We start from the raw sequence: 24,560 nt of genomic DNA on the forward strand, positions 1-24,560 counted from the left end.
GTTTGTTCGCCTTGACAGTCTCCAACTCGTATCCGATCATTCGATCAACGACAGAGCAAATGCTCACATGTCGGGCGATCGCTCAGGCGCGCCCCGCACGAATGAAAATTGGAGACAACCTGTGGCACACACCGCGACCCCAGCGGCAGGACGTTTGCAGGACAAGGTAGCCGTGCTGACTGGCGCGGCGAGCGGCATTGGCGAGGCGGTCGCACAGCGGTATCTGGACGAAGGCGCGCGCTGCGTGCTCGTCGACGTGAAGCCCGCCGAGTCCGTCGCTCCAACGCTCGCTGCAGCGTACCCCGAGCGCGTGCTTGCGATCTCCGCTGACGTTACCCGCCGCGAGGACATCGAGCGCATCGTGCTCAGCGCTCTCGAGCGCTTTGGCCGCATCGACATCCTCTTCAATAACGCGGCGCTCTTCGACATGCGCCCGCTCCTCGACGAATCCTGGGACGTGTATGACCGCCTCTTCGCGGTGAACGTGAAGGGCATGTACTTCCTCATGCAGGCCGTGGCGCGTCGCATGGTCGAGCAGGGCCAGGGCGGCAAGATCATCAATATGTCCTCGCAGGCGGGCCGTCGCGGCGAGGCACTCGTTTCGCACTACTGCGCAACCAAGGCCGCTGTGCTGAGCTACACGCAGTCGGCGGCGCTCGCGCTGGCGCCACATCGCATCAACGTGAACGGCATCGCACCGGGCGTGGTCGACACGCCGATGTGGGAGCAGGTCGACGCGCTCTTCGCACGCTACGAGCATCGCCCGCTCGGCGAGAAGAAGCGCCTCGTGGGCGAGGCCGTGCCGCTCGGGCGCATGGGCCTCCCCGCGGATCTCACGGGCGCAGCGCTTTTTCTCGCTTCTGCCGATGCCGACTACATCACCGCGCAGACGCTCAACGTCGACGGCGGCAACTGGATGAGCTGACCTTTCCCGTAACCCTTGCACAACGCATCACGACAGCAGCAAGACATAACGCAACGAACAAGGAGACAACGTCATGAAGCCAGCAATGAAGACCGTCGCAAAGTGCATAAGTCGAGCGGTGAGTGCGGGTGCACTCGTCGCCGCGGCCAGCGCCGCTCACGCGCAGACCGTCACGATCGCGATGTTGAACAACCCGGACATGATCGAGCTGAAGAAGCTCTCGCCGGCGTTCGAAAAGGCCAATCCGGGCGTCAAGCTGAACTGGGTGATTCTCGAAGAAAACGTGCTGCGCCAGCGCGCGACCACCGACATCACGACCAACAGCGGCCAGTTCGACGTGATGATGATCGGCACCTACGAGGCGCCGCAATGGGGCAAGCGCGGCTGGATCGTGCCGATGACGAACCTGCCCGCGAGCTACGATCTCGACGACGTGGTGAAGACCGCGCGCGATGGCCTCTCGTACAACGGCACGCTTTACGCGCTGCCGTTCTACGTCGAAAGCTCGATGACGTATTACCGCAAGGACCTGTTCGACAAGAAGGGCCTCAAGATGCCGGAGCAGCCGACCTATGACCAGATCCGCGACTTCGCCGACAAGCTCACCGACAAGTCAGCCGGCACGTATGGCATCTGCCTGCGCGGCAAGGCGGGCTGGGGCGAGAACATGGCGTACGTGACGACGGTCGCGAACACCTTCGGTGGCCGCTGGTTCGACGAAAAGTGGCAGGCGCAGCTCACCTCGCCCGAGTGGAAGAAGGCGGTGAACTTCTACGTGGACATGCTGAAGAAGGACGGTCCTCCGGGAGCGAGCTCGAACGGTTTCAACGAGAACCTCACGCTAATGTCCTCGGGCAAGTGCGCGATGTGGATCGACGCCACGGTGGCCGCGGGCATTCTCTACAACAAGCAGCAGTCGCAGGTCGCCGACAAGATCGGCTTCGCGGCCGCGCCGACCGAAGTCACGCCCAATGGCGCGCACTGGCTGTGGTCGTGGGCGCTTGCGGTGCCGAAGTCGTCGAAGTCGCAGGACGCCGCGAAGAAGTTCATCGAATGGGCCACGTCGAAAGAGTATGTCCAGATGGTCGCGCAGGACGAGGGCTGGGCTTCGGTGCCGTCGGGTACGCGGATTTCGACGTATCAGAATCCCGAGTACAAGAAGGCCGCGCCGTTTTCGGACTTCGTGCTGAAGGCGATCCAGACCGCCGATCCGACCCATCCGACCGCAAAGCCGGTGCCGTACACGGGTATCCAGTTCGTCGGGATTCCTGAGTTCCAGTCGTTCGGTACGGTCGTGGGGCAGAGCGTTGCGGGCGCGGTAGCCGGGCAGATGAGCGTCGATCAGGCGCTCACTGCGGGTAACGCCGCTGCCAACCGCGCCGTGGCGCAAGCCGGGTATCAGAAGTAACTGCGAGAAGTAGCTGCGAGAAGAAAGGCTGCGATGTGCGAGCAGCCAGCGTAGTAGCGCGAGCGCGCGCCGTGCCACCGGCGCGGCGCGCACCCTCGCGAAGCCGATGCCGCGCCTGCGCCTGAGCAGGCGCGCAACCGAGAAGGGTGGTCCTCATGCGTCATCTCCATCTCCCCATGCCTATATTCAATCGAGCGCGCACGCCACAGAAACCGCAGCAGGTCGACTCGCGACGGACGGCGTCGCGCTGGCTCGTGTCGCCATCCGTCGCGGTGCTGCTCCTGTGGATGACAATTCCGCTCGCGATGACGATCTGGTATTCGTTCACGCGATACAACCTGCTGAACCCCGACCTCAAGGGTTTCGCGGGCTTCGACAACTACAGGTTCCTCGCTACCGACCCCTCGTTCGTGCCGTCGATCGTGCACACCATCGAGCTGATCGTGGCGGTGCTCGTGATCACCGTGGTCGGCGGCGTGCTGATGGCGGTGCTGTTCGATCGCAAGTTCATCGGCCAGGGCGTGGCGCGTCTCTTTGCCATCGCGCCGTTCTTCGTGATGCCCACGGTCAGCGCGCTGATCTGGAAGAACATGATCCTGCATCCGGTGTACGGTCTCGTGGCGATTGCGATGCGCGCCGTGGGCATGACGCCGATCGACTGGTTCGCCGTCTATCCGCTCACCGCAGTCATCATGATCGTGGCCTGGCAGTGGCTGCCGTTCGCGTTCCTCATCCTCTTCACGGCGATCCAGTCGCTCGACCAGGAGCAGAAGGAAGCCGCGAAGATCGACGGCGCGGGCCCCATCTCCTTGTTCTTCTACATCACGCTGCCGCACCTGCGACGCGCGATTGCCGTTGTTGTGATGATGGAAACCATCTTCCTGCTCTCCATCTTCGCCGAGATCTACACGACCACGGGCGGCGGTCCCGGCAACGCGACCACCAACCTCACTTACCTGATCTACTCGATGGGCCTGCAGCAGTTCGACGTGGGCATCGCTTCGGCTGGCGGCATTCTCGCCGTCGTGCTCGCGAACATCGTGTCGTTCTTCCTCGTGCGGATGCTCGCGCGCAACCTCAAAGGGGAGTACGAAAAATGAGCCAGATTACTGCTACGCCCGCGCAATCGCCCCACGCGGTCAACCGTTCGTCACCGCTGCAGTTCATCGGGCGGGTTGTGCCGGGGCTGCTCGCATGGCTGATCGCGATCGCGCTGTTCTTCCCGATCTTCTGGATGACCATCACGGCATTCAAGACCGAGCAGCAGGCCTATGTGCCGACGATCTTCTTCATCCCGACGCTCGACAGCTTCCGCGAGGTATTCGCGCGCAGCAACTACTTCGCGTTCGCCTGGAATTCGGTGTTGATTTCGGCGGGCGTGACGATCGTCTGCCTGATTCTCGCCGTGCCCGCTGCCTACTCGATGGCCTTCTTCCCGACCCAGCGCACGCAGAAAGTCCTGCTGTGGATGCTCTCCACGAAGATGATGCCGTCGGTGGGTGTGCTCGTGCCGATCTATCTGCTGTGGAAGAACTCGGGACTGCTCGACACCGTGACCGGGCTCGTGATCGTCTATACGCTCATCAACCTGCCTATCGCGGTGTGGATGGCGTACACGTACTTCAACGAGATTCCACGCGACATTCTCGAAGCGGGGCGCATGGACGGCGCGGCCACCTGGCAGGAGATCGTCTATCTGCTCATGCCGATGGCGGTGCCGGGTCTCGCTTCCACCGCACTGCTCCTGATCATTCTTTCGTGGAACGAAGCGTTCTGGAGCATCAACCTCTCCAGCTCGAACGCCGCGCCGCTTACCGTGTTCATCGCCTCGTATTCGAGTCCTGAGGGCCTGTTCTGGGCGAAGCTTTCCGCGGCGTCGCTGCTGGCGGTCGCGCCGGTGCTGATCGTCGGCTGGCTTTCGCAGAAGCAACTGGTACGTGGCCTTACGTTCGGTGCAGTCAAGTAAATGGACAACGCGATGCCCATTCAAGCCCTGATCTGCGACTGCGACGGCGTGCTGATCGACAGCGAAGCCGTGGCCGCCCGCGTGCTGGTGCGCGAACTCGAAGCGCGCTGGCCCGGTGTGGACGCGGCGCCGGTCGTGATGCCGCTGCTTGGCCAGCGCATCGAGCGCGTGCTGGGCGGCGCGGGCGAGGCACTCGGGCGCAGCCTGAGCGCAGCAGACGTCGATGCGATCCGCGTGGTCGCAGAAGCGGAGGCACGTGAGGCGCCGCTTTTCCCAGGCGTCGTCGCCGCGCTGGAAGCCGTGACGCTCACCAAGGCCTGCGCGAGCAACAGCTACACGGCGGTGGTGCGCGAAGTGCTGGCGCGCAACGGGCTCGAGCGCTTCTTTGGCGAGCGCGTGTACTGCGCGGATCTCGTCGCCAAACCGAAGCCCGCGCCCGATGTCTACCTCGCGGCGGCGCAGGGCATGGACGTCCCGCCCGTCGCCTGCCTCGTGGTCGAGGACAGCGTGACGGGTGTGAGCGCGGCGCGCGCGGCCGGCATGACAGTGCTCGGCTTCGTGGGTGGCACGCACGTGGGCGGCGACGCGCACGCGCACGAGTTGCGCGAAGCGGGTGCAATCGAAATCTTCGACGACATGACGACGCTGCCTGCACGGGTGGCGCAGTGGATGAACAAGGCGCAAACGCGTTCGAACTGAACCGGCTTAATAGGCAGATTCAGGCAGATTTAGGCAGAAACGGAGACATATCATGGCAAGCGTGATCCTCAGAGACGTACTGAAGCGCTACGACGAAACCGAAGTCCTGCGCGATGTGAACCTCGATATCGGCGACGGTGAGTTCGTTGTGTTCGTGGGCCCGAGCGGCTGCGGCAAGACCACGCTCATGCGCATGATCGCGGGGCTGGAGGACATCAGCGGCGGCGACCTGATGATCGACGGCACGCGTATGAACGACGTGCCCCCGGCCAAGCGCGGCATTGCGATGGTGTTCCAGTCGTACGCGCTCTATCCGCACATGACGCTCTACGACAACATGGCGTTTGGCCTGAAGCTCGCGGGCGCGAAGAAGCCCGAGATCGACGCGGCCGTGAAGAATGCCGCGAAGATCCTGCACATCGACCATCTGCTCGACCGCAAGCCCAAGCAGCTTTCGGGCGGCCAGCGCCAGCGCGTGGCGATCGGGCGCGCGATCACGCGCAAGCCCAAGGTGTTCCTGTTCGACGAGCCGCTCTCGAACCTCGACGCCGCGCTGCGCGTGAAGATGCGCCTCGAATTCGCGCGTCTGCACGACGAACTCAAGACGACGATGATCTACGTGACGCACGATCAGGTCGAAGCGATGACGCTCGCCGACAAGATCGTCGTCCTCTCCGCGGGCAATGTCGAACAGGTCGGCAGTCCGAACCGTCTGTATCACTCGCCTGCGAATCGCTTCGTGGCGGGTTTCATCGGCTCGCCGAAGATGAACTTCCTCGACGGCACGGTGCAGCAGATTGCGAGCGATGGGATCGTCGTGCGCTACGAGACGGGCGATACGCAGAAGGTGGCCGTCGAGCCGGGCACGGCGCGCGAAGGCGACAAGGTGACGGTGGGCATCCGCCCCGAGCATCTGCACATCATGACGGGCGCAGAAGGCGTGAGCGCGAAGGCGATGACGGTCGAATCGCTTGGCGACGCGGCTTACCTCTACGCCGAATGCCCGGTTGCGCCCGATGGCCTGATCGCGCGCATTCCGCCGTTGGAGCGGCACGAGCGCGGCGAGGCGTTCAAGGTGGGCTCGACGCCCGATCATTGCCATCTCTTCAACGCGGAGGGCCTCGCGTTCGAGCGTCGCTTCGCGCAGCAACTGGCTGCGTGATTTCACTGGCTTGCTGGACGCACTGCCTCGAAGCGGGAGGCGGTGTTCGTATGGCGAGGTACCTGAGGTTGCCTTTGTTAGCCCGCTTCGAGCGGGCTTTTTTTTCGCCCTGCGCAGGTTTTAGCGTTCGATCGCTGCGCGCGCGCACAGCTCGTCGGTGACGAGCCCGGAGAGCCAGCCGCCGTTGAGCGCCGCGATCACGGCTTCGCGCTTGCGCGCGCCGCCTGCGAAGCCGATGGTCGGGCGGCGCGGCGGCGAATCGAGGTACACGCTCGTCACTCGGCGGCCCGTGGGTGAATCGACGCGCTTGCCAGCCGCGTCGATCGGCAGGCCGAGCATTTCGGCCACGGCGCCCTGGCCCATCAGTTCGCGCACTTCGTCGGAGGTGATGAAGCCGTCCTCATGCAGCGGGCAATGTTCGCCGATGTTGCCGATACCCACGAACGCAACGTCGGCCTCGCCCGAAAGCGATTCGACGATGCGATAGAGCCGGTGATTGCACCATTGCGCGCGCTCGGCCTCGTTATCCGCGATGAGCGGCGCGGGCAGCAGGAAGTGCTTGCCGCCGGTTTTCTCGGAGATATGGAGCGCGACGTCGTAACGGTTCGACGAGCCGTCCTGGGCGATCGCGCCCACCATTGATACCAGCCGATGCTGCGGCCGCTCCAGTTGCGCGATCTGATCGACGGCCGCCTTGAGCGTACGTCCGCTGCTCACGGCCACCACCATCGGCCGCTCTTCGGTCAGGTAGCGCTCCATCACTTGCGCGCCCGCGACCGCGAGCTTGCGGTCGATTTCCTCGGGCGTGTCGTTGTCCACGGGCACCACTTCGCAGACCGAAAGGCCGTAGCGCTTCGAAAGCGCATCGGCGAGCGCGAGACAATCGGCGAGACGGTGATCGACGCGCACGCGAATGAGGTTCTTTTCGACCGCGAACGCGACGAGGCGCTGCGCGACTGGGCGCGACACCTGCAGCTTCTCGGCGATTTCGTTCTGGGTGTTGCCGGCCACGTAGTAGAGCCAGGCGGCGCGGGTCGCGAGATCGAGTTTTTCGGTGGACTTGGGCACGGTGGTGGTCGGAGCGGGATCGGGGCCGAAGTGTACTGCACGATATTGCTGGACTTACGCGAGGCGTTCGCGTGAGGGCTCGAAGAGTGGGCGCACGTGGCGGTATAGCGCGCGGTAGGCGGTGAGACGCTCGCGCAGCGCCGCATGGCGCGAGGCGTTCGGCGTGTACTCGGCCACCACGGGCGGCTTCGTCAGCACCTCGCGCGCGTCGCCGCCCGCCGCGAGCCAGCCGAGGCGCGCTGCACCGAGCGCCGCGCCCGTCTCGCCGCCGCCGTGCTGGCGTGTGGGCGTATTGAATGCGTCCGCAACCAGTTGCGCCCAGTAGCCACTGCGCGCGCCGCCGCCCAGCATCGACAGCGCGCCCACTTCGGTGCCTGCGGCCGCGAGCGCGTCGAGACCGTCGGTGAGCGCGAGCGTTACGCCTTCGAGCACGGCGTAGCCGAGCAGCGCGCGGTCGGTCGCGTGGGTCATGCCGAAGAATACGCCCTGCGCATACGGGTCGTTGTGCGGCGTGCGCTCGCCCGAGAGATACGGCAGGAAGAGCGGGGCTTCGGCGAGCGTTGGCGCGCTGAGCTGCTCGACTTCGGCGAGCAGCGTGGGCTCGTTCGTGCCCGTGAGCTTGCAGACCCAGCGCAGGCAGCTCGCCGCCGAAAGCACGACGCTCATCTGGTGCCAGCGGTCCGGAATCGCGTGACAGAACGCGTGCACGGCGGAAGCCGGGTTGGGCCGGAAGCGGTCGCCCACCACGCAGAGCACGCCCGAGGTGCCGAGCGAGACGAAGCCGTCGCCGGGCTGCGTCGCACCGATGCCGATGGCGCTCGTCGCGTTGTCGCCGCCGCCCGCTGCGACGACCACGTCTTCGCGCAGGCCGAATTCGCGCGCGAGCGCGGGCAGGAGCGTGCCGGAGGGCGCGCTGCCTTCGGCGAGCGCGGGCATTTGCGCGCGCGTCATGTTGCAGGCGTCGAGCAGCGCGTCGGACCAGTCGCGTTTGGCCACGTCGAGCCAGAGCGTGCCCGCGGCGTCCGATGGATCGGAGACCTTGCCGCCCGTGAGTTGCAGGCGCAGATAGTCTTTTGGCAGGAGCACGCAGGCCGTTTCGCGAAAGATCTGCGGTTCGTGGCGCGCGACCCACAGCAGCTTGGGTGCGGTGAAGCCCGGCATGGCGAGATTGCCCGCAATGCGATGCAGCTGCGGCGCGCGCGCGGTGAGCTCGGCGCATTCGTCCACCGCGCGCATGTCGTTCCAGAGGATCGCGGGGCGCAATACGTTGTCGTGCGCGTCGAGCAGCACGGCGCCGTGCATCTGTCCGGAAAGGCCGATACCGCGCACCTGCGCGAATTCGTGCGGATGCGCCTCGCGCAATGCGGCGAGCGCGCGGCGCGTGCCGTCCCACCAGTCGGCGGGATTCTGCTCGGACCAGCGCGGATGCGCTCGCGAGACGACGAAGGGCGTGCCGGCAGTGCCGATCACGCGGCCGTCGGGCGCCAGCAGCAGGACTTTCACTTCGGAGGTGCCGAGGTCGATGCCGAGATACATAGGCGCGCTGAAGTCGTGATGAAGTTGCGCTACTTTAGCCGCGCACCGTGCGCGACGCCATGCGCGCCGACCCGGAGGGCGCGCTTGGCGCAGGTGTTAGGGCGCAGTTATTACTGATTACGCCGCGGTATGGCTTCACACGCTGCAACCGCGTGAGGCGAGCCACTGGTCGACGCGCGTGAGCGCGCCGCGCACGGCGCCGCCCAGCGTCGGGTTGCCGGCGAGGCCGCCCCAGAGCAGCTTGTCGCCGAGAAAAGTCGAGACGGGGTCGCCGCTATCGAACATGCGGTGCACGGCCGCTTCGTCCATCACGCCGTCCTGGTAACTGTAGGGCAGCGTGCCCTTGTGCCAGCGCTCCAGAAAGCGCAGGAAGAGCGCGGGCAGCATGGCCGTGGCGGCAGGCGTCGCGCCGCTGGCGATGCGTTGCGCGAGCGTGGGCGCGATGAAGCCGGGGATCTTCGAGTAGCCGTCGGCGGCCACGCGCTGGTTCGTGTCCTGGATGTAGGGATTGCTGAAGCGTTCGAGCACGACGTCGCGATACTGCGCGAGATCGAGCGGGCTGGGGGTGAGGCAGGGGATCACGTCCTCGCTCACGTACTCGCGCGCGAAGGTGCGGATGTCGGCGTCGTTGCTGCCTTCGTGGATGAAGTCGAGCCCGACGAGCGTGCCCGCCCACGCAATGCAGCTGTGCGTGGCGTTGAGGATGCGGATCTTCGCTTCCTCATAGGGCATTACCGATTCGACCATCTCCGCGCCCGCGCGCTCCCAGGCGGGCCGCCCCGCGCAGAAGTGATCCTCGATCACCCACTGGATGAAGGCCTCGCCCATCACGGGGCAGGCGTCGTCCACGCCGGTTGCGGCCTTCACGCGCTCGCGCACGTCGGGTGTGGGGCGCGGCGTGATGCGGTCGACCATGGAGTCGGGGCACGCCGTGTTCACGTCGAACCAGTCGCGCAGATCCGTCGCGCCTCGCAGCGCAAGGAACTCGCGCATGCCCGCGTGAAAGCGCTTGCCGTTGCTGCGCAGGTTGTCGCAGGTCTGCAGTGTGACGGGGCCGCCGTCGCGCGCCATGCGCGCTTCGAGGATCGCTGCGAGCGTACCGTAAATCGTCGTGCGGCCGCCGCTGAGGTCGGCGGCGAGATCGGGGTTCGCGGTGTCGAGGCGGTCGTGTTCGTCGAGGTAATAGCCGCCTTCGGTCACCGTGAACGCGATGATCTTGCAGTTCGAGTCGGCGCCTGCGTCGATCAGGCTCGCGAGATCGGCGGACCACGGCAGCACGCGTGTGATCGAGCGGATCGTCTCGTAGGCGCGCTCGCCCTGCGGCGTGACCGTTTCGAGCGTGTAGGCGCCGTTCTGCGCGGCTAGCGCATCCATCACGGCGTTCATGTCGGAGCGGATATTGCCGACGCTGAGCGACCAGGCGGCCTCGTCGGGCTTGCGCGCAAGGTTCACGCGATGCAGATACCACGCCTGATGCGCCCGGTGAAACGACCCGGCGCCGATGTGCAGGATCACGTTCGCATTGCTGCGTTCGGTGTTCATTCGGTGTCTCCTAACTCAAAGCGGCCTGGCGGCTCAAGCCTGAGCAATTGCTCTAGTGATGAACGAATGATCGTATCCGGTCGATCGAAAGTCAAGCGGCGAGGGCGGCTTTCGGTGGCGCGCTGCGGCGGGGGACGGCGCGCGTGCGATTGACGAACGCGCGTCGAGTGAATGTTGCTGGGGGATGTTGTGGCGCACAAAGCGCCCGGGAGTAAAACGCAGGGGAAAAAGGGCCGGCGGTTTCAGCCGCCAATCCGCTCCACCGCCGCGACTGCCTGTGCGGTTGCATCTTGCGCGCAGCAATCCACGACCATGCGCTCCGGCATCGCACGCAGCCATGTGAGTTGGCGCTTGCAGAGTTGGCGCGTGGCGAACACGCCCTTGTCGCGCATGGTGGCGTAGTCCACCTCGCCATCGAGGTATTCCCACACCTGGCGATAGCCCACGCAGCGCATGGACGGCAGGTTGGGATTCAGGTCGCCGCGCGCGCACAGCGTCTTCACCTCGTCGATGAGACCGCCCGCGAGCATCGCGTCGAAACGCGCTTCGATGCGCGCGTGCAGCACACTGCGATCGGACGGCTCGAGCGCGACCGGCACGAAGCGATAGCGCGCGGCTTTGTCCTCGCGCGTGGACGGCGTGGCGAGCAGCACCGACATCGGCTGCCCGCTCAGCATGAAAATTTCGAGCGCCCGCTGAATGCGCTGCGAGTCGTTCGGGGCCAGGCGCGCGGCCGTGGCGGGATCGACCTGCGCGAGGCGGGCGTGCATGGCGGGCCAGCCGTCGCGTGCGGCTTCGGCGTCGAGTTGCGCACGCACGGCGGGATCGGCCGAGGGCAGGTCGTTCAGGCCTTGTGTGAGTGCCTTGTAGTACAGCATCGTCCCGCCCACGAGCAGCGGCACGTTCCCGCGCGCGACGATCTCGCCCGTCACGCGCAGCGCATCGGCGCGAAAGTCGGCGGCCGAATAGGCATCCAGAGGATCGACGATATCGATCAGATGATGCGCGGCGGCCGCGCGCTCCGCGGCGCTCGGCTTCGCGGTGCCGATGTCCATCTCGCGGTACACGAGCGCCGAATCGACGCTCACGATCTCAACCGTCCGTCCGCGCGCCGCCGACTGCGCGGCATACGCGAGCGCAGCCGCCGTCTTGCCTGAGGCCGTGGGGCCGAGCAGGCACGCGACGGGCAACGCTTCTCCGGCTTGTTTCGTGGACTGCGTCATTGACCGCGCATGAAGAGCCGATCGAGATCGGCGAGCGTGAGCTGATACCAGGTCGGCCGGCCGTGGTTGCACTGGTCGGCGCGCTCGGTTGTTTCCATCTGGCGCAGGAGCGCGTTCATCTCGTCGAGCGTGAGACGCCGGTTCGCGCGCACCGCATGATGGCAGGCGAGCGTGCCGAGCATCTCGTGCTGGCGCTCGGTGAGTACACGCGAGCCGCCGTACTCGTGCAGATCGGCGAGCACGGCGCGCGCGAGCGCCTGGAGATCGGCGTCCTTGAGGAGCGCGGGCACCGCGCGGATCGCGATCGACGTGGGCGAAAGCACGGCGAGGTCGAAGCCTAGCGCTTCGAGCGTCGCTTTTTCTTCCTCGACGGTGCCCGTTTCGACGGGGTCGGCCGTCATCGAGATCGGGATCAGCAAGGGCTGCACGGCGAGCGCGCGCTCGGCGAGAGCCTGCTTGAACTGCTCGTAGAGAATGCGCTCGTGCGCGGCGTGCATGTCGACGATCACGAGGCCGCGCGCGTTTTGCGCGAGCACGTAGATCCCGTGCACCTGCCCGAGCGCGAAGCCGAGCGGGTTGTCCTCGCCCGCTTCGAAGCCGGCGTGCGGCGCGCCGGCGGCGAATGCATCGGCTGCGACGTCTTGCGCCTGCGGCACGGTCGAGCCCTGCGCCGTGCCCGCGCCGACGTCCTTGCGGCCGAACAACGCGTCATAGAGCGCGAGCGGCTGCGCGACAGGCAGGCTGCCTTGCGTCATGCGCGACTGGCGCAGCCAGGTGTTGCCGCTGCTCGCGTTGGCGCCGCCTGCGTTTGCAGCGCCAAAGCCAGACGCGCGCGAGAGCGCGTCACCCGCGCCGCCGCCGAAGCTGCTCGCCACGCTTGCGGTGCCAAACTTGCCGTCCGCGCCGAAGCCGCCCGCTGCGCCTGCGCGCGGGTAGTCGGCCGCACCCGACGCCAGCCCGACCGAGGCGCCCAGCACCCCGGCGCCCGGCAAGGCGCGCGGCTCGATGAGCGCGGCCGCGTGGCCGCCCGAGGTCGTCTCGGGCGAAGCGCCCGCGTGGCGCGCGAGCGCGCGCTGCACGGCATGGAACACGAACTGGTGAATCGAGCGCGAGTCGCGAAAACGCACCTCGATCTTCGAGGGATGCACGTTCACGTCGACGGCTTCGGGCGGCAGGTCGAGGAACAGCACGTACGATGGATAGCGCTCGCCGTGCAGCACGTCCTCGTAGGCCGAGCGCACTGCGTGCGTGAGCAGCTTGTCGCGCACGAAGCGGCCGTTCACGAAGAAGTACTGCTGGTCGGCGCGGTTGCGGCTCGCCGTGGGCAGACCCGCGCAGCCGTATACGGCGAGCGGCCCGGCGCGCTCGTCGAGCGGCAGGTGCGCCGTGGCGAAGACTTCGCCGAGAATTTTCGAGACTCGCGTGGCTGGATCGCTCGCATTCCAGTGCTCGACCGCGCGGCCGTTGTGCAGCACCGAGATCGCTACGTCGGGGCGCGCGAGCGCGCTGCGGCGGATCATCTCGAGGCAGTGGCCCAGTTCGGTCTGCTCGCTCTTCAGAAATTTGCGGCGCGCGGGCGTATTGAAGTACAGCTCGCGCACTTCGATGGTCGTGCCCTGACCGCCCGCTGCCGGCGAGATCGCTCCCGTGTGCCCCTCGATCTTCACGGCGTGCGGCGCATCGGCGCTGCGGCTCGTGATCGACATCTCGGCCACCGAGGCGATCGACGCCAGCGCTTCGCCGCGGAACCCGAGCGTCGCGACGCTCTCCAGTTCGGCGAGCGAGCGGATCTTGCTCGTGGCGTGGCGCATGAGCGCGAGCGGCAACTCGGCTTCGGGAATGCCGCAGCCGTCGTCGGCGATGGAGATGCGCTTCACGCCGCCCTCGTCGAGCAGGATGCGCAGCGTGCTCGCTCCCGCGTCGAGCGCGTTTTCGAGCAGTTCCTTGACGACGGAGGCGGGCCGCTCGACCACTTCGCCCGCGGCGATCTGGCTGATGAGCTGATCGGGCAACGCCTGGATCGCGCGCGCGGGCTGCGCGGCGCGCGACGCGACGGCGGCGCTGGTCGTGCTGGCCGCGTCGGCGGCGTTGGCGGAATCCGGCACGGCGCCGGTGGGTTCGGAATTCGAAGACATGCGCGTAATTATAGCGAGTCGGCGCTGCGTGACCTGACGCCCATCTACGCCCCTAAAATCGCCATCCAGCGTCGCTTTGTGCGCGAATTCACCGAAATTGGCGGGAATTTTTCGTGACGGCCTGGCACTTTCGGTATCATGGCGCGGTCAATTTTGCTTCTCGCGCAACACTGGGCGAACGCGTTTTTTCAGGGGCGCGGCCCATGATCAATAAGGGACACTTTTGGATACGCTTCTGCAGTTCTTCAATCTTGTCTTGCACATCGACAAGTTTCTCGGTGTCTTCATCCAGCAATACGGCGGCTGGGTCTACGCGGTGCTGTTCCTGATCGTGTTCTGCGAAACCGGACTCGTGGTGCTGCCGTTCCTGCCGGGCGACTCGCTGCTTTTCATCGGCGGCGCGTTTGCCGCCACGCATGAAATGAATCTCGGCCTGCTGATCGTGTTGCTGCTCGTGGCGGCGGTCCTTGGCAATACGGTCAACTATCTGATTGGGCGCGCCATCGGGCCGAAGGTGTTCAATACGCACATTCCTGTGCTCGAACGCTTCCTCGATCGCGCCGCACTGCAGAAAACGCACGAATTCTACGAGCGTCACGGCGGCAAGACCATCGTGCTCGCGCGCTTCATTCCTGTCGTGCGTACGTTCGCGCCGTTCGTGGCGGGCGTCTCGCAAATGAGCATGCGACGCTTTCAGTTCTTCACGATCACGGGCGCGCTGTTCTGGGTGTTGCTGCTCGTGCTGCTCGGCTACTTCTTCGGCAACATTCCGTTCATTCGCCAGTACCTCAACGTGATCGTGCTGGTCGGCATTGGAGCCGCGATCGTGCCGATCCTGATTGGCGGCGTGTGGAAGATGCTGCGCAAGGACTCGCGCGGCGGCGCCGTGCGCAAGCCCAACGGTAGTTGAGCGCCCGTCGCCTCTAAAGCGACAACGTAATGAGAAACGGCATCGCCTGCGAAGGCGATGCCGTTTTGCTTTGGCGAGCGCGTTGAACCCTGCGTGTTATGAGCCCACGCGGCGAATGATCGTGGGCGTTTCGGGCGTGGGGTAGCCCGCGTCCTTGAAGGTCTCGACGATCGCGCGGTTGGTGTCGAAGTAGACCTGCCAGTAGGTGTCGTTGTTCGTGTAGGGCCGCACGGCCAGCAGTGGGCCTTCAGGCGTGAACGAGAGGATCTCGACGTCGGGCGCCGGCTCCTGCGAAACGTTTGGAATCTTCGCGATGGCCGCGCGCAGGCGGTTCGTTGCGTCGACGGGATCGACACCGTTGGCGATCTTCGCTGTCAGCTCGACGCGGCGCACGGACGTCGCGCTGTAGTTCGAGATGGTGTCCGAGAAGATCTTGTTGTTGCCGACGATGTTGACCACGTTGTCCGGCGAGACGATGGTCGTGCCGAAGATGCCGAGCTCCTTCACGGTGCCCGTCACGCCCCCGGCCGTCACGAAGTCGCCTACCTTGAACGGCCGCAGCACCTGCATGAACACGCCCGCCGCGAAATGCGCGAGCAGGCCGCCCCACGCCGTGCCGATGGCGAGGCCGAGACCGGCGAGGAGCGCGGCGAACGAGGTGGTCTGCACGCCGAACACCTGGAGGATCGCGAGGACCAGCAGCAGGTTCAAGATGGCGGCGAGGATCGAACTGAGGTAATGCGCGAGCGTGGGGTCGACGCGCTCGTTGCGCGCGAGCACCTTGCGCAGCAAACCGGCGACGAGGTTGATGGCCCAGCGCCCGATGATCCACAGGACGATCGCCGCCAGGACCTTGGTCCCGAAGTCGATGCCCCGGGTCATGATGAATACGCGGATGGTTTCGAGATTCAAAATGCCCTCGCTTGTGCCGTGGAATTGCCGTTGACCGAGCCGGAAAAGACCTGCAACTGACATTCGCGGGGAGTGCGGCGCGCCTCGTGGCTGGCGTCGTCTGTCCCTGGAGCATTTATAGGCGAACTGAAAAAAGCGCGCATCCAACGTGCCCAGCGGCCTGAGGGTTGACCCGGCGCACGGAGCGCGTAGCACCTGTTCAATTGATACGGCGTGCATGGCCGTTCGGCTGTATCGTTGCGCGATCGACACTGACACTAACCGACTCGAAAAAGGAGGCCCGCCATGAACCTTCAGAACACCGATCTCCATCTCATCACCGTGAAGCTCGACGAGCTTCGCCCCACGCAGATCACGGTGGGCTTTCGGGAGGTGAACGCCAAGCGCGCGCATTGGCAAGCGCTCGACAAGAAAGGCCGCGCGGCGGCAATCGACTCGCACTGGTTTCCCGCCGTGCTCGGGCCGAAGTCGCGCTACTACGTGGTCGATCACCACCACCTTGGCCGCGCGTGGCTCGAAGAATCGGTGGAGAGCGTGCGAGTGACCGTGCTCAAGGATCTCTCGTGGCTCGAGCCCACCATCTTCTGGCGCATGATGGAACACAACCAGTGGGTGCATCCGTTCGATGCCTCAGGCAAGCGCTGCGAATTCGACCAGCTGCCGAAGCAGCTCCTCGGGCTTGCGGACGATCCGTATCGCAGCCTCGCGGGCGAGTTGCGCACGTCGGGCGGCTACGCGAAGGACACGACGCCGTTCAGCGAATTCCTGTGGGCCGACTATCTGCGTCGTAAGGTATCCGAAATGCGCTTGCGCAAAGACTTCGACGCGGCGCTCGCCGACGCGCTTTCGCACGCACACAATCCCGAGGCGCGTTATTTGCCGGGCTGGTCGGGGGTGGTGCCAGCCGCGGCGACTGGCGTGCCGGCGGCGCCAGGCAAGGCGGCCAAGGTGGACAAGCCTGCCAAGGTCAAAAAGAGCTGAAGCGGACGTCGCGCCTTACATTGGCAGCGTCGATTCGCTGTAGGGAGACGTTTCGATTGCCTGCGCGCCAGCCGGCCCATTGCGCGTCTTGCGTGAGGCCTGCCGGCGCGCATGCCACGCGATCAGCATTGCCATCAATGCAGCGAGCGCGTAGGCGAACGCGCGCTCCGGGTAAGTCTCGCTCGGATTGTGCGCTTGCCACGGCCCACCGGCATCGGCGAACACGAGGAAGGTGACCGCCGTGTCGAACGCGAGTGCAATCGCCATCAAGCCGGCGAAGATGTGCGTGCCATTGAGCGTGAGATCGGGCCGCGCGCAGACGATGAGCCAGCTACCCACGCGCACGGCGAAGAGCAAGGCGAGATTCCAGAACAGAAAGCAGATGAAGTTGACCATGATGCGAAGTGACCGGGCGCGTGACGCAAAGCTCGCGCTGGGTGTTCGGGGCTTGCGGCGGTGCGCATGCCCACGCTCCCGGCGAGCGGTGGCGCGATCCTGGCACGGAGGTCCATCTCGATAAATGCGGGCGCACGAAGGTCGATGGCGCGCGGTCAGCGTCGGTCGCCGCGCGAGCTCGGCGTGACGGGGCTCGCGTGGGTTTGTGAAGCATTGTCAGGCGTGCGCGGGGTTGCGTACGTACAACTCTTAGGCGCCGCGCTGAGGCGCCATTGGGCCATCGCTGGCCCGCTGCTCGCCCGCCGTTGGCCCTCAGCGCGCGTCGGGCAACGGCGCTTGCGGCGGTGTGCCTTGCGTCAGGTAGTGGCAGAGCCACTCGCTGGCGGGGCCGCGTGCCGCGTCGGTGCGATGGATCAGCGAGATGTTGTAGCTCACCGAGCGCCGGTCCGCGAGCGCGACGCGCACGAGCCGCCCGGCTTCGAGATCGGCTTCCACGAGATGCTTCGGCATCGATCCCCAGCCTAAGCCCGCGAGCAGCAGTCGGTGCTTGGCGCCGAGGTCACCGAGCTTCCACGCACGATTGCTGTACACGCCGAAGTTTTGGCCTTCGGTGAGGCGGCTGCGGTCGGTGAGGACCAACTGCGTGTGCTCGCGTGCATCCGAAATACGCACGGGATGCTCCGCCTTGGCGAGCGGATGGCAGGGGGCGGCCACGAGCACGAGTTCCACGGTGCCGATGGACTGTGCCTCGATCACATGCGGCCAGTTGTGGTTCGGCCCGCTGATGCCCACCGCGCAATCGCCGTCGAGCACGAGCTTGAGCACGCCGCCAAGCGCTTCCATGGTGAGATTCAGTGCGACGGTGGGAAATGTGAACGCGAACGCCTGGAGCGCCTCGACGAGCCGCTGCGACGGAAACATCACGTCGACGGCCAGCGAAACCTCGCCTTCCAGCCCCCTCTGCAGGCCGGCCGCCTTGGCGTTAAGCTGACCCATGAGCAGATCGAGGCGGCGCGCGTCGGCGAGGATCGCGCGGCCGGCGGCCGTGAGTTGTGGCTTGCGCTTGCCGCGCTCGAACAGTGCGACGCCCAGCAGCGCCTCGAGATTGGCGATCGTATAGCTGACCACCGACTGGGCGCGGTCGAGCTGACGCGCCGCCGCCGAGAAGCTGCCGGTTTCGGCGACGGCGATCAGCGCGCGCAGCTGCTCGAGGCTAGGGGAGCGATCCGAGGTGCGGTCCACGAGGTGCGGTCCTTTTTGAACTATCGAAAAAGTGGATGATAACCATCCATTTTAGACGATTGTTTGAATAGGTTTGGCCGGGTAAAGTGCACACCTCGAATATTGGAGTCGTATGCCGATGAACCCTCACGTCAAGCCCGCCGGCCGCTATAGCGGCATTGCCATGCTGCTGCACTGGCTGATCGCCGCGTTGATCGTATGGGGCTTTGCGCTCGGCTGGGTCATGACCGACATTCCCGGCATCACGCCTACCAAGCTGCGCTACTTCTCGTGGCACAAATGGATTGGCGTGACCGTGCTCGCGCTGGTGCTCGTGCGCATTCTCTGGCGCGTCACGCATGCCGCCCCCGCGTTGCCCGGCTCCATGCATGGTTGGGAAAGGCTCGCCGCGCATCTGGGCCACGCCGCGCTCTACGTGCTGATGGTCGCGATTCCGGTGACGGGTTACCTCTATAGCTCGGCGGCCGGCATTCAGGTCGTGTACCTCGGCATCTGGCCGCTGCCCGTGCTGATCGCCCCCGACACCGCGCTCAAGGGTGTGCTGCGCATCGTGCATATCTCGCTGAACTACACCTTGCTCACCGTGGTCGTGCTGCACGTGCTCGCCGTCATCAAGCACCAGTTGATCGACCGCCAGAACATCCTCGCGCGCATGCTGCCGTTCGGCACGCCGCGCGACTGACTTTGCGGCGCGCACGCGCCGTATCCCTTTCCCGATGCTTCCCACCTTGGACCGACTGATCATGATCCAGCGTCTTGCCCATACCGCTTCTGTCGTCGCACTCGGCGCGGCGCTCGCCGCCGGCGCAGCTTTTGCCACGACTTTCACCACGAACGCCAACGCCGCGGCCGAAGCCGCGAAGAACTCCGTGACCGCCGTGTTCAAGCAGATGAACGTGCCGGTCGAAGGGCGCTTCAACCACTTCACCGCCGACGTGCGCTTCGATCCGGCGAACGTCGCGGCATCGAGCGCGAAGCTCGACGTCGAGGTGGCGAGCTTCGACATCGGCGCTCCGGAATACAACAAGGAGGTCGCCGGCGACGAGTGGTTCGACGCCTCACATTTCCCGCACGCGAGCTTCGTCTCCACGCAAATCAAGCCGGGCGCGAACGGCGCGTTCACGGTGGCCGGCAAGCTGACCATCAAAGGCAAGACGACCGACGTCGTCGTGCCGGTGCAATACCGCAAGGATGGCGCCAACCAGGTGTTCGACGGCACGCTGCCCATCAAGCGCCTCGCGTACGGCATCGGCTCGGGCGAGTGGAAGGACACCTCGATCGTCGCCGACGACGTGCAGATCAAGTTTCACATCGTGTCCGCCGCGCACTGAAGCGCGACCGGCATCGCTTTTTCACTCAGTTTCTTTCGCACCAGGAATCGATTCATGAAGACCACGATTTTCGCCGCGGCCGTTGCCGCCTCGCTCGCAGCCTTCGTCGCCACGCCCGCGCTCGCGGCTGCGACGACCTACAACCTCGACCCGATGCACACGTATCCGAGCTTCGAAGCCGATCACTTCGGCGGCGTCTCGGTGTGGCGCGGCAAGTTCACGAAGAGCTCGGGCACCGTCACGCTCGACCGCGCGGCGAAGACGGGCACGGTGGACGTGACGATCGACGCGTCGTCGATCGATACGGGCAACTCGCAGCTCGACAAGCATGTGAGCTCGGGCGAATTCCTCGACACCGCGAAGTACCCGACGGCGACCTACAAGGGCACGTCGATCCGCTTCGACGGCGACAAGCCCGTGGAAGTGATCGGCACGTTCACGCTGCACGGCGTGACGAAGCCGCTGAACCTGAAGATCGACTCGTTCAAGTGCTTCCAGAACCCGATGCTCAAGCGTGAAGTGTGCGGCGCGGACGCGTCGGCGCAATTCGACCGCGCGGACTACGGCGTGAACTGGGGCCAGTCGTATGGCTTCAAGACGGCTACGACGCTGCAGATCCAGGTGGAAGGCGTCAAGGCAGACTGAGTTTGCGCGCGGCGTGGGCCGCGCCTCGCTCGATGCGAAGCCCGCGCGCTGTTTGGCACGCGGGCTTTTTTTGTTACTGGTAGCGATAAGTAGTACGAAGTGTCGTCAGTGGATTGGGGACGTTGCGTGCGTGCTGCGCGGCGACAGCGCGACATCGACGACGTGCGAATGCCAGATACCGCAGGTGGCTTTCACGGGAACCCAGGCGTACTTGCCGCGCACCTTGGCGAAGGCGTGCAGGTGGATCAACGTGTCGATGGACGTGACAGGCGTGAGCGCATCGCTTGCGGCGGGCACGGGCGTGGCATTGACGGGCGTGGGCTGCTCGATCTTCGCCGAGAGCGCGCGGCGGTCGGGCACGAGGAGCGAATCGTAGCGCTGCGCCTTGTGCACCCACTGGTCGAGCGCGGCAACGCAATTGACGACGGTGTCCGGCACGCGAATGCGGCGCAGGTATTCGTAGTCTTCGGGTTGCGGTTGGACTTGCGCCTGAACGCGCAGACTGAGCCAGAAAAGCGCGAGCAGAGCGCAGGCAAGGGTCGTGAACTTCATGATGACGTGGCCTGTGCAGCGGAGAGGGGACGGCGGGGGAGGGCGGAGTATACATGCTGGACGCATGCTCGCGTGCCGAGCCTTCCAAGGCCGGTTGTGGGCGAGGCGCCGTACGCTGCAAAGCAAAAAGCCCAGTCCGGAGACTGGGCTTTTCGTTTGATTCTTTGGTAGGCCGTACGGGATTCGAACCTGTGACCAACGGATTAAAAGTCCGCTGCGCCAACGGCGAAGTTCACGCCTAGCGACGTGCCGGGCGCCCGGGCATTCGCTCGCTGCATTGCTCTCAGTCAATCCATCGCGATTTTCGGGCGGACGCCTCTTGAAGCGAAATCCCCTGAAGGGTTATCAACGCTGGACGGGCTTTGAACAGGCCCGCATCGCGGCCTTCTCCTGCTTTGGAGTCCCGATGTTCCGGGCCGCGCTGAATCAGTTCGCGCACGCGCAGAAAGTCCAAATCGCGACGCGGCACGCGCGAGCCAGTCCACCCCGAACTGACAGGAGCAGGCAAGACACATGGCTAACCACCATCATCCGCATCAGCCGGCAGCGCCCGCGACACCCACGCCTCCGCCGCAGCCACAATGGCAGCCGCTGAACTGGAGCTTCCCGTTTGCCCCTAAAACCGGTAATCCAGCCGATCCGCAGACCTGGCTCAAGGCACTCGCCAATACGGACGGCGGATTCTATCCGCTGGGTCTGAACGGCATGTATCACGGCGGCATCCACTTCGACGCGGGCACGGGCGGCGTGCTCAAACAGGGCGATGGCGTCAAAGTCATTGCTGATGGCGAGGTGGTGGCGTACCGGCTGGATTCAGCCTACCCCGAACTGACCTATCCGACCACGCCGCCCCATTACGCGTTGTACTCGACCGGTTTTGTGCTGGTGCGCCACCGGCTCGTGCTGCCACCCACGCCGACGCCTGCTGGGTCTCCTGCTGGCGCGTCGGGGGCATCGGCTCCGGCCGCCGCACCGACAGGCGCGAGCGGCACGCAGGCTCCGAAGGCGTATGAGCCGCACGCCGACGAAGTGCTGGAGTTCTACAGCCTGTACATGCACCAGCTCGACTGGAAGGGCTACCAGGACGCGGTGCAGGCGAGCGGCACGCAATCCGCCCCGGCGATTCAACCGCTGCCTTTCTGGCAGGGCGAACGGCATTTCTGTGTGGGCGCGAAAGCGAGCGACCACCAGGCGCGGCCCCCGCAACTCAATACGCCGCTCGCCTTCGCGCAGCCTACAGACGGGCTGGGCGCGGCCCTGCTGGGCGGCGGCGCAGCGCTCGGTGGTGTTACGTCAGACCCGGCATTGGAAAGCGGTCACGCGCTGTCGCAGTATCAGGACAAGGTGCGTTACGTCGTGCCGCCAGGCAGCCCGGCAGACGCTTCGCAGAACACCGATACGCCACAAACCGGCATCCGTATCTGCGAGCGTGCATCGGGATCGGTAATCGGCCTGCTGCCGCGTGGCGGCGAACTCACGACTGTCGGCAACGCCACGAAAGGCTGGGCGCAGATTGCGGCCATCACGAAGGGCGCGGCGGTTGCTGCCGTCTTGGGCCGCACGCCGGACCCGAGAGCGGTAACGGGCTGGGTGAATCTGGACGAACTCGATGCGGTAGTCGATCCGAAACCGCTGGATACAGTCGTTGTGCTCGATACGCCGTTCAAGGTGAGCGCGGGCGATGTGGTGGGCTATCTGGGCGAGTACCAGAACTCCAGCGAGGCGAGTTTGCTGCCGCCCAAGCTGGTCCGCCCGTTGCTTCACGTCGAGGTGTTCACCGGGGCGCAGATCAACGACTTCATCAGCAAGAGCAAGGAACGGGCGAAGAAGCTGCCGGACGGCAAAACGCTGCTGGTGATCCAGCAGGGTGCGAACCTGGTCAAGCCCGCCGATGCGCAACGCAATACAGACCTTGCGGGCCTCACGCTCGCACTTGCGAAAGGCGATCCCGGTAAGGGATGCTGGGCCAAGGTTCAGCCGACCCGGATGCCGGCGCAGCCCAGCGCACAGGGGCACGGCCACGCTCACGCCCATCCCGCCAGTGGCACGCCCGTAGGCAATCCACTGTGGGTCGAGCGCAAGAATGCGGGCAAGGTTGCCGGCGAAATTGTCCAGACCTGGACAGAGTTTCCTTTGCAGCTCGCCAACGCCGAGGACAAGGCGGTTGGCTTCCAGCAGGTGCTTTCGCGCGCCCAGCTTGACCAGCTTTCCGAACCCGCCAACGCGACGGACGACAAGGGCGCGCAATGGTGGTCAGTTGACGCGGGCGATACGAACGGCTGGACGATGCATAGCTGGGTGCGTGAAAAGGACCATCTTGATACGCGGTGGGAAAGTCCCTGGGCGTGGCCGGGATTCGATACGGTCGATACGACGGGCACGCCCCTGATCGACATGTACCGGCGCAACCTGTTTGAGACGCAACAGCTGTTCGACGGCGAGGACAAGGAATTCAGTCCTGTGGCGGCAACGGTCAACGCCGGGGAGTTTATCGGCAAGCTGGCGAAGGCGGCAAAGAGCCAGGGCGACGGCAAGGGCAGCGTGAAGCCCGCTGACCTGAGAAGGGCGCTTGTGACCCCCTGGCTTGCTGAGGCTATCTCGCACCTGATCTTCCGTTACGAGAGTGAATGGGGCGGCGACATGGGCAAGTGGGAGGCACTGTCGCGGCTGATGGGCAACGGAAAGATGGTCTGGCAGACCGAGCTTGAGCGCATCAAGAAACTGCAATGGTGGGACAAGGTGAGCGCGGTCAAGGGCTTTCCTGCCAGCGCAGACGTTTGGCACATTCATCCGATTGGATTGATTGGAAATTTCTTAAAAGCTCGACGACAAGTTCAAGGTAACGGACGATATCCGTCCGACGTTATTGAGGCAGCTCAACTCGCACAAACAAAATGGCAAATTCCTGCGTGTATTAGTTTGGCTCAATGGGCGTTTGAGAGTGGGTATGGACACCACATGCCGCCAGATAGCAACAATCCATTTGGTATCAAAGCGAACCACCAGGATATTGCAAGCGGTAACTATGTGATGGCTATGACAACCGAGGTCATTCATGGGATACGAGAGCGCGTACCACAGCCATTCAGAAAATTCGCGAGTATTGACGATGCGTTTGACTATCATGGTCGCTTATTGGCAACCGGAGGTGCCTACGCAATTGCACGAAGTGCGCTTCCCGATCCTTTTGGCTTCGCAAACGGCTTGACTGGACACTATGCGACCGAGCCGAATTACGGACAAAAATTGATCGACGGATATATCAATCCAGATAATCTCACGCAATACGATAATTTTTAAATGAGGTTATGCATAAGATGCCTGATTTTAGAAAATTCTCGAGCAAGGCGAATCAGTTTGTGTTAACCCTGATGGTCGTTTCCCTTTTCTGCCAAACGGCCAGAGCAGACTGCGGTGACGCGAGCAATATCGCAGAAAAACAAGGGATATATATTCCCGGCGATGATTCCGAGCGACAGGTTATTGGGAAGGGGCGCTTGCAGTTTTACTCCGCGCCGGATGAGAAATGTAAAATGGCCGGGGTTTTTGTGCTCCCTAAGGAGAGGTTAAACGTCTATTACGAGTACGGAAAATATACATCGGTTATATATATAAATCCCAAGACAAGTGCGCGCGCAAGTGGATGGGTGAGGTCTGACCGGCTGCGGTCAACGGGCTTGGGTATAGCGCCGCATCAGCAGTAGGTGCAGATCCCGGCTTTTGGCTAGCGCCGGGTAATCCCCGCAAGTCTGCGACGGGACCACGCAATCGATCCTGGCCGCCTCAACCTTGTTCGCGAAGATGTGCTTGCCGAAGTCAGAGGCGATAGCCCTGTACGCGAACGAACGCGAAGAAGCGGCGGTAGTGCTGATGCGCGCACCTGCCGCCAGCGTCGATGATGCGCCTGACGATTGGCAAAGCCGCTTG

Annotated in this window: 20 protein-coding genes and 1 pseudogene; 12 read left to right on the forward strand and 9 right to left on the reverse strand. The window is 64.7% G+C overall.

Going from position 1 to position 24,560, the window contains the following annotated elements; genetic code table 11:
* Positions 1–121 precede the first annotated feature (121 nt).
* The 6 genes from JMY28_RS07755 to JMY28_RS07780 all read left to right on the forward strand — a co-directional run bounded on the left by JMY28_RS07755 (position 122) and on the right by JMY28_RS07780 (position 6,160).
* Complete coding sequence (locus JMY28_RS07755; RefSeq protein ID WP_236596752.1) at positions 122–925, forward strand: L-iditol 2-dehydrogenase; 804 nt, start codon at positions 122–124, stop codon at positions 923–925.
* Between the two features lie 73 nt (positions 926–998).
* Complete coding sequence (locus tag JMY28_RS07760; RefSeq protein WP_201695335.1) at positions 999–2,333, forward strand: ABC transporter substrate-binding protein; 1,335 nt, start codon at positions 999–1,001, stop codon at positions 2,331–2,333.
* Between the two features lie 155 nt (positions 2,334–2,488).
* Complete coding sequence (locus JMY28_RS07765) at positions 2,489–3,433, forward strand: carbohydrate ABC transporter permease (protein ID WP_407945481.1); 945 nt, start codon at positions 2,489–2,491, stop codon at positions 3,431–3,433.
* The gene (locus JMY28_RS07770) at positions 3,430–4,299 is read left to right on the forward strand and encodes a carbohydrate ABC transporter permease (RefSeq protein ID WP_201695337.1); all 870 of its coding nucleotides are present in this window, start codon (positions 3,430–3,432) and stop codon (positions 4,297–4,299) included. Before JMY28_RS07765 ends, JMY28_RS07770 begins: the two co-directional genes overlap by 4 nt.
* A 12-nt stretch (positions 4,300–4,311) precedes the next feature.
* The gene (locus JMY28_RS07775) at positions 4,312–4,998 is read left to right on the forward strand and encodes an HAD family hydrolase (protein WP_236596753.1); all 687 of its coding nucleotides are present in this window, start codon (positions 4,312–4,314) and stop codon (positions 4,996–4,998) included.
* 52 nt (positions 4,999–5,050) lie between these two features.
* Positions 5,051–6,160 (forward strand): ABC transporter ATP-binding protein, encoded by a 1,110-nt coding sequence (locus tag JMY28_RS07780; protein WP_201695339.1) that lies wholly within the window; start codon positions 5,051–5,053, stop codon positions 6,158–6,160.
* 120 nt (positions 6,161–6,280) lie between these two features.
* On the opposite strand, the gene JMY28_RS07785 is transcribed toward JMY28_RS07780, so the two are convergent.
* The 5 genes from JMY28_RS07785 to mutL all read right to left on the reverse strand — a co-directional run bounded on the left by JMY28_RS07785 (position 6,281) and on the right by mutL (position 13,664).
* On the reverse strand, positions 6,281–7,228 hold the full coding sequence (locus JMY28_RS07785; protein ID WP_158758530.1) for a sugar-binding transcriptional regulator: 948 nt from the start codon (positions 7,226–7,228) through the stop codon (positions 6,281–6,283).
* Between the two features lie 54 nt (positions 7,229–7,282).
* Positions 7,283–8,764: a xylulokinase gene (gene xylB, locus JMY28_RS07790; protein ID WP_201695340.1), complete on the reverse strand. Its 1,482-nt coding sequence runs from the start codon at positions 8,762–8,764 to the stop codon at positions 7,283–7,285.
* 135 nt (positions 8,765–8,899) lie between these two features.
* Positions 8,900–10,306 carry a D-arabinitol 4-dehydrogenase gene (gene dalD, locus JMY28_RS07795; protein WP_201695341.1) on the reverse strand — a complete coding sequence of 469 codons (1,407 nt, stop codon included), beginning with the start codon at positions 10,304–10,306 and terminating at the stop codon, positions 8,900–8,902.
* A gap of 242 nt (positions 10,307–10,548) precedes the next feature.
* Positions 10,549–11,529, reverse strand: coding sequence for a tRNA (adenosine(37)-N6)-dimethylallyltransferase MiaA (miaA, locus tag JMY28_RS07800; protein ID WP_201695342.1), 981 nt, complete (start codon positions 11,527–11,529; stop codon positions 10,549–10,551).
* Positions 11,526–13,664 carry a DNA mismatch repair endonuclease MutL gene (gene mutL, locus JMY28_RS07805; protein WP_201695343.1) on the reverse strand — a complete coding sequence of 713 codons (2,139 nt, stop codon included), beginning with the start codon at positions 13,662–13,664 and terminating at the stop codon, positions 11,526–11,528. Before mutL ends, miaA begins: the two co-directional genes overlap by 4 nt.
* Positions 13,665–13,887: 223 nt before the next feature.
* On the opposite strand from mutL, the gene JMY28_RS07810 reads away from it, so the two are divergent.
* Positions 13,888–14,574: a DedA family protein gene (locus JMY28_RS07810; RefSeq protein ID WP_201695344.1), complete on the forward strand. Its 687-nt coding sequence runs from the start codon at positions 13,888–13,890 to the stop codon at positions 14,572–14,574.
* Positions 14,575–14,670: 96 nt separating this feature from the next.
* Here the strand turns inward: JMY28_RS07810 and JMY28_RS07815 are convergent, their stop codons facing one another.
* Complete coding sequence (locus JMY28_RS07815; protein WP_201695345.1) at positions 14,671–15,486, reverse strand: mechanosensitive ion channel family protein; 816 nt, start codon at positions 15,484–15,486, stop codon at positions 14,671–14,673.
* A gap of 285 nt (positions 15,487–15,771) precedes the next feature.
* On the opposite strand from JMY28_RS07815, the pseudogene JMY28_RS07820 reads away from it, so the two are divergent.
* Positions 15,772–16,392 (forward strand): annotated as a pseudogene (locus JMY28_RS07820) (ParB-like protein); the annotation flags it as partial.
* Positions 16,393–16,482: 90 nt separating this feature from the next.
* Here JMY28_RS07820 and JMY28_RS07825 read toward each other — a convergent pair.
* Positions 16,483–16,863, reverse strand: coding sequence for a hypothetical protein (locus JMY28_RS07825; protein ID WP_201695347.1), 381 nt, complete (start codon positions 16,861–16,863; stop codon positions 16,483–16,485).
* A 312-nt stretch (positions 16,864–17,175) separates the two neighbouring features.
* A complete protein-coding gene (locus JMY28_RS07830) occupies positions 17,176–18,105 on the reverse strand; it encodes a LysR family transcriptional regulator (RefSeq protein WP_201695348.1) in 930 nt (309 codons plus the stop codon).
* 112 nt (positions 18,106–18,217) lie between these two features.
* On the opposite strand from JMY28_RS07830, the gene JMY28_RS07835 reads away from it, so the two are divergent.
* The 3 genes from JMY28_RS07835 to JMY28_RS07845 all read left to right on the forward strand — a co-directional run bounded on the left by JMY28_RS07835 (position 18,218) and on the right by JMY28_RS07845 (position 20,081).
* Positions 18,218–18,787: a cytochrome b gene (locus JMY28_RS07835; RefSeq protein ID WP_407945482.1), complete on the forward strand. Its 570-nt coding sequence runs from the start codon at positions 18,218–18,220 to the stop codon at positions 18,785–18,787.
* A 61-nt stretch (positions 18,788–18,848) separates the two neighbouring features.
* Positions 18,849–19,436: a YceI family protein gene (locus JMY28_RS07840; protein WP_201695603.1), complete on the forward strand. Its 588-nt coding sequence runs from the start codon at positions 18,849–18,851 to the stop codon at positions 19,434–19,436.
* Positions 19,437–19,490: 54 nt separating this feature from the next.
* Positions 19,491–20,081 (forward strand): YceI family protein, encoded by a 591-nt coding sequence (locus JMY28_RS07845; RefSeq protein ID WP_201695350.1) that lies wholly within the window; start codon positions 19,491–19,493, stop codon positions 20,079–20,081.
* A 105-nt stretch (positions 20,082–20,186) separates the two neighbouring features.
* On the opposite strand, the gene JMY28_RS07850 is transcribed toward JMY28_RS07845, so the two are convergent.
* Positions 20,187–20,633: a BspC domain-containing protein gene (locus tag JMY28_RS07850; RefSeq protein WP_201695351.1), complete on the reverse strand. Its 447-nt coding sequence runs from the start codon at positions 20,631–20,633 to the stop codon at positions 20,187–20,189.
* Between the two features lie 513 nt (positions 20,634–21,146).
* Between JMY28_RS07850 and JMY28_RS07855 the strand changes: the two genes are divergently transcribed.
* Entirely contained in the window at positions 21,147–23,933 is a 2,787-nt protein-coding gene (locus JMY28_RS07855; RefSeq protein ID WP_201695352.1) for a glycoside hydrolase family 73 protein, read from the forward strand.
* Positions 23,934–24,560 lie beyond the last annotated feature (627 nt).

The organism is Paraburkholderia hiiakae (assembly GCF_904848665.1).
In the GTDB taxonomy this organism is placed as follows: Bacteria; Pseudomonadota; Gammaproteobacteria; order Burkholderiales; family Burkholderiaceae; genus Paraburkholderia; species Paraburkholderia hiiakae.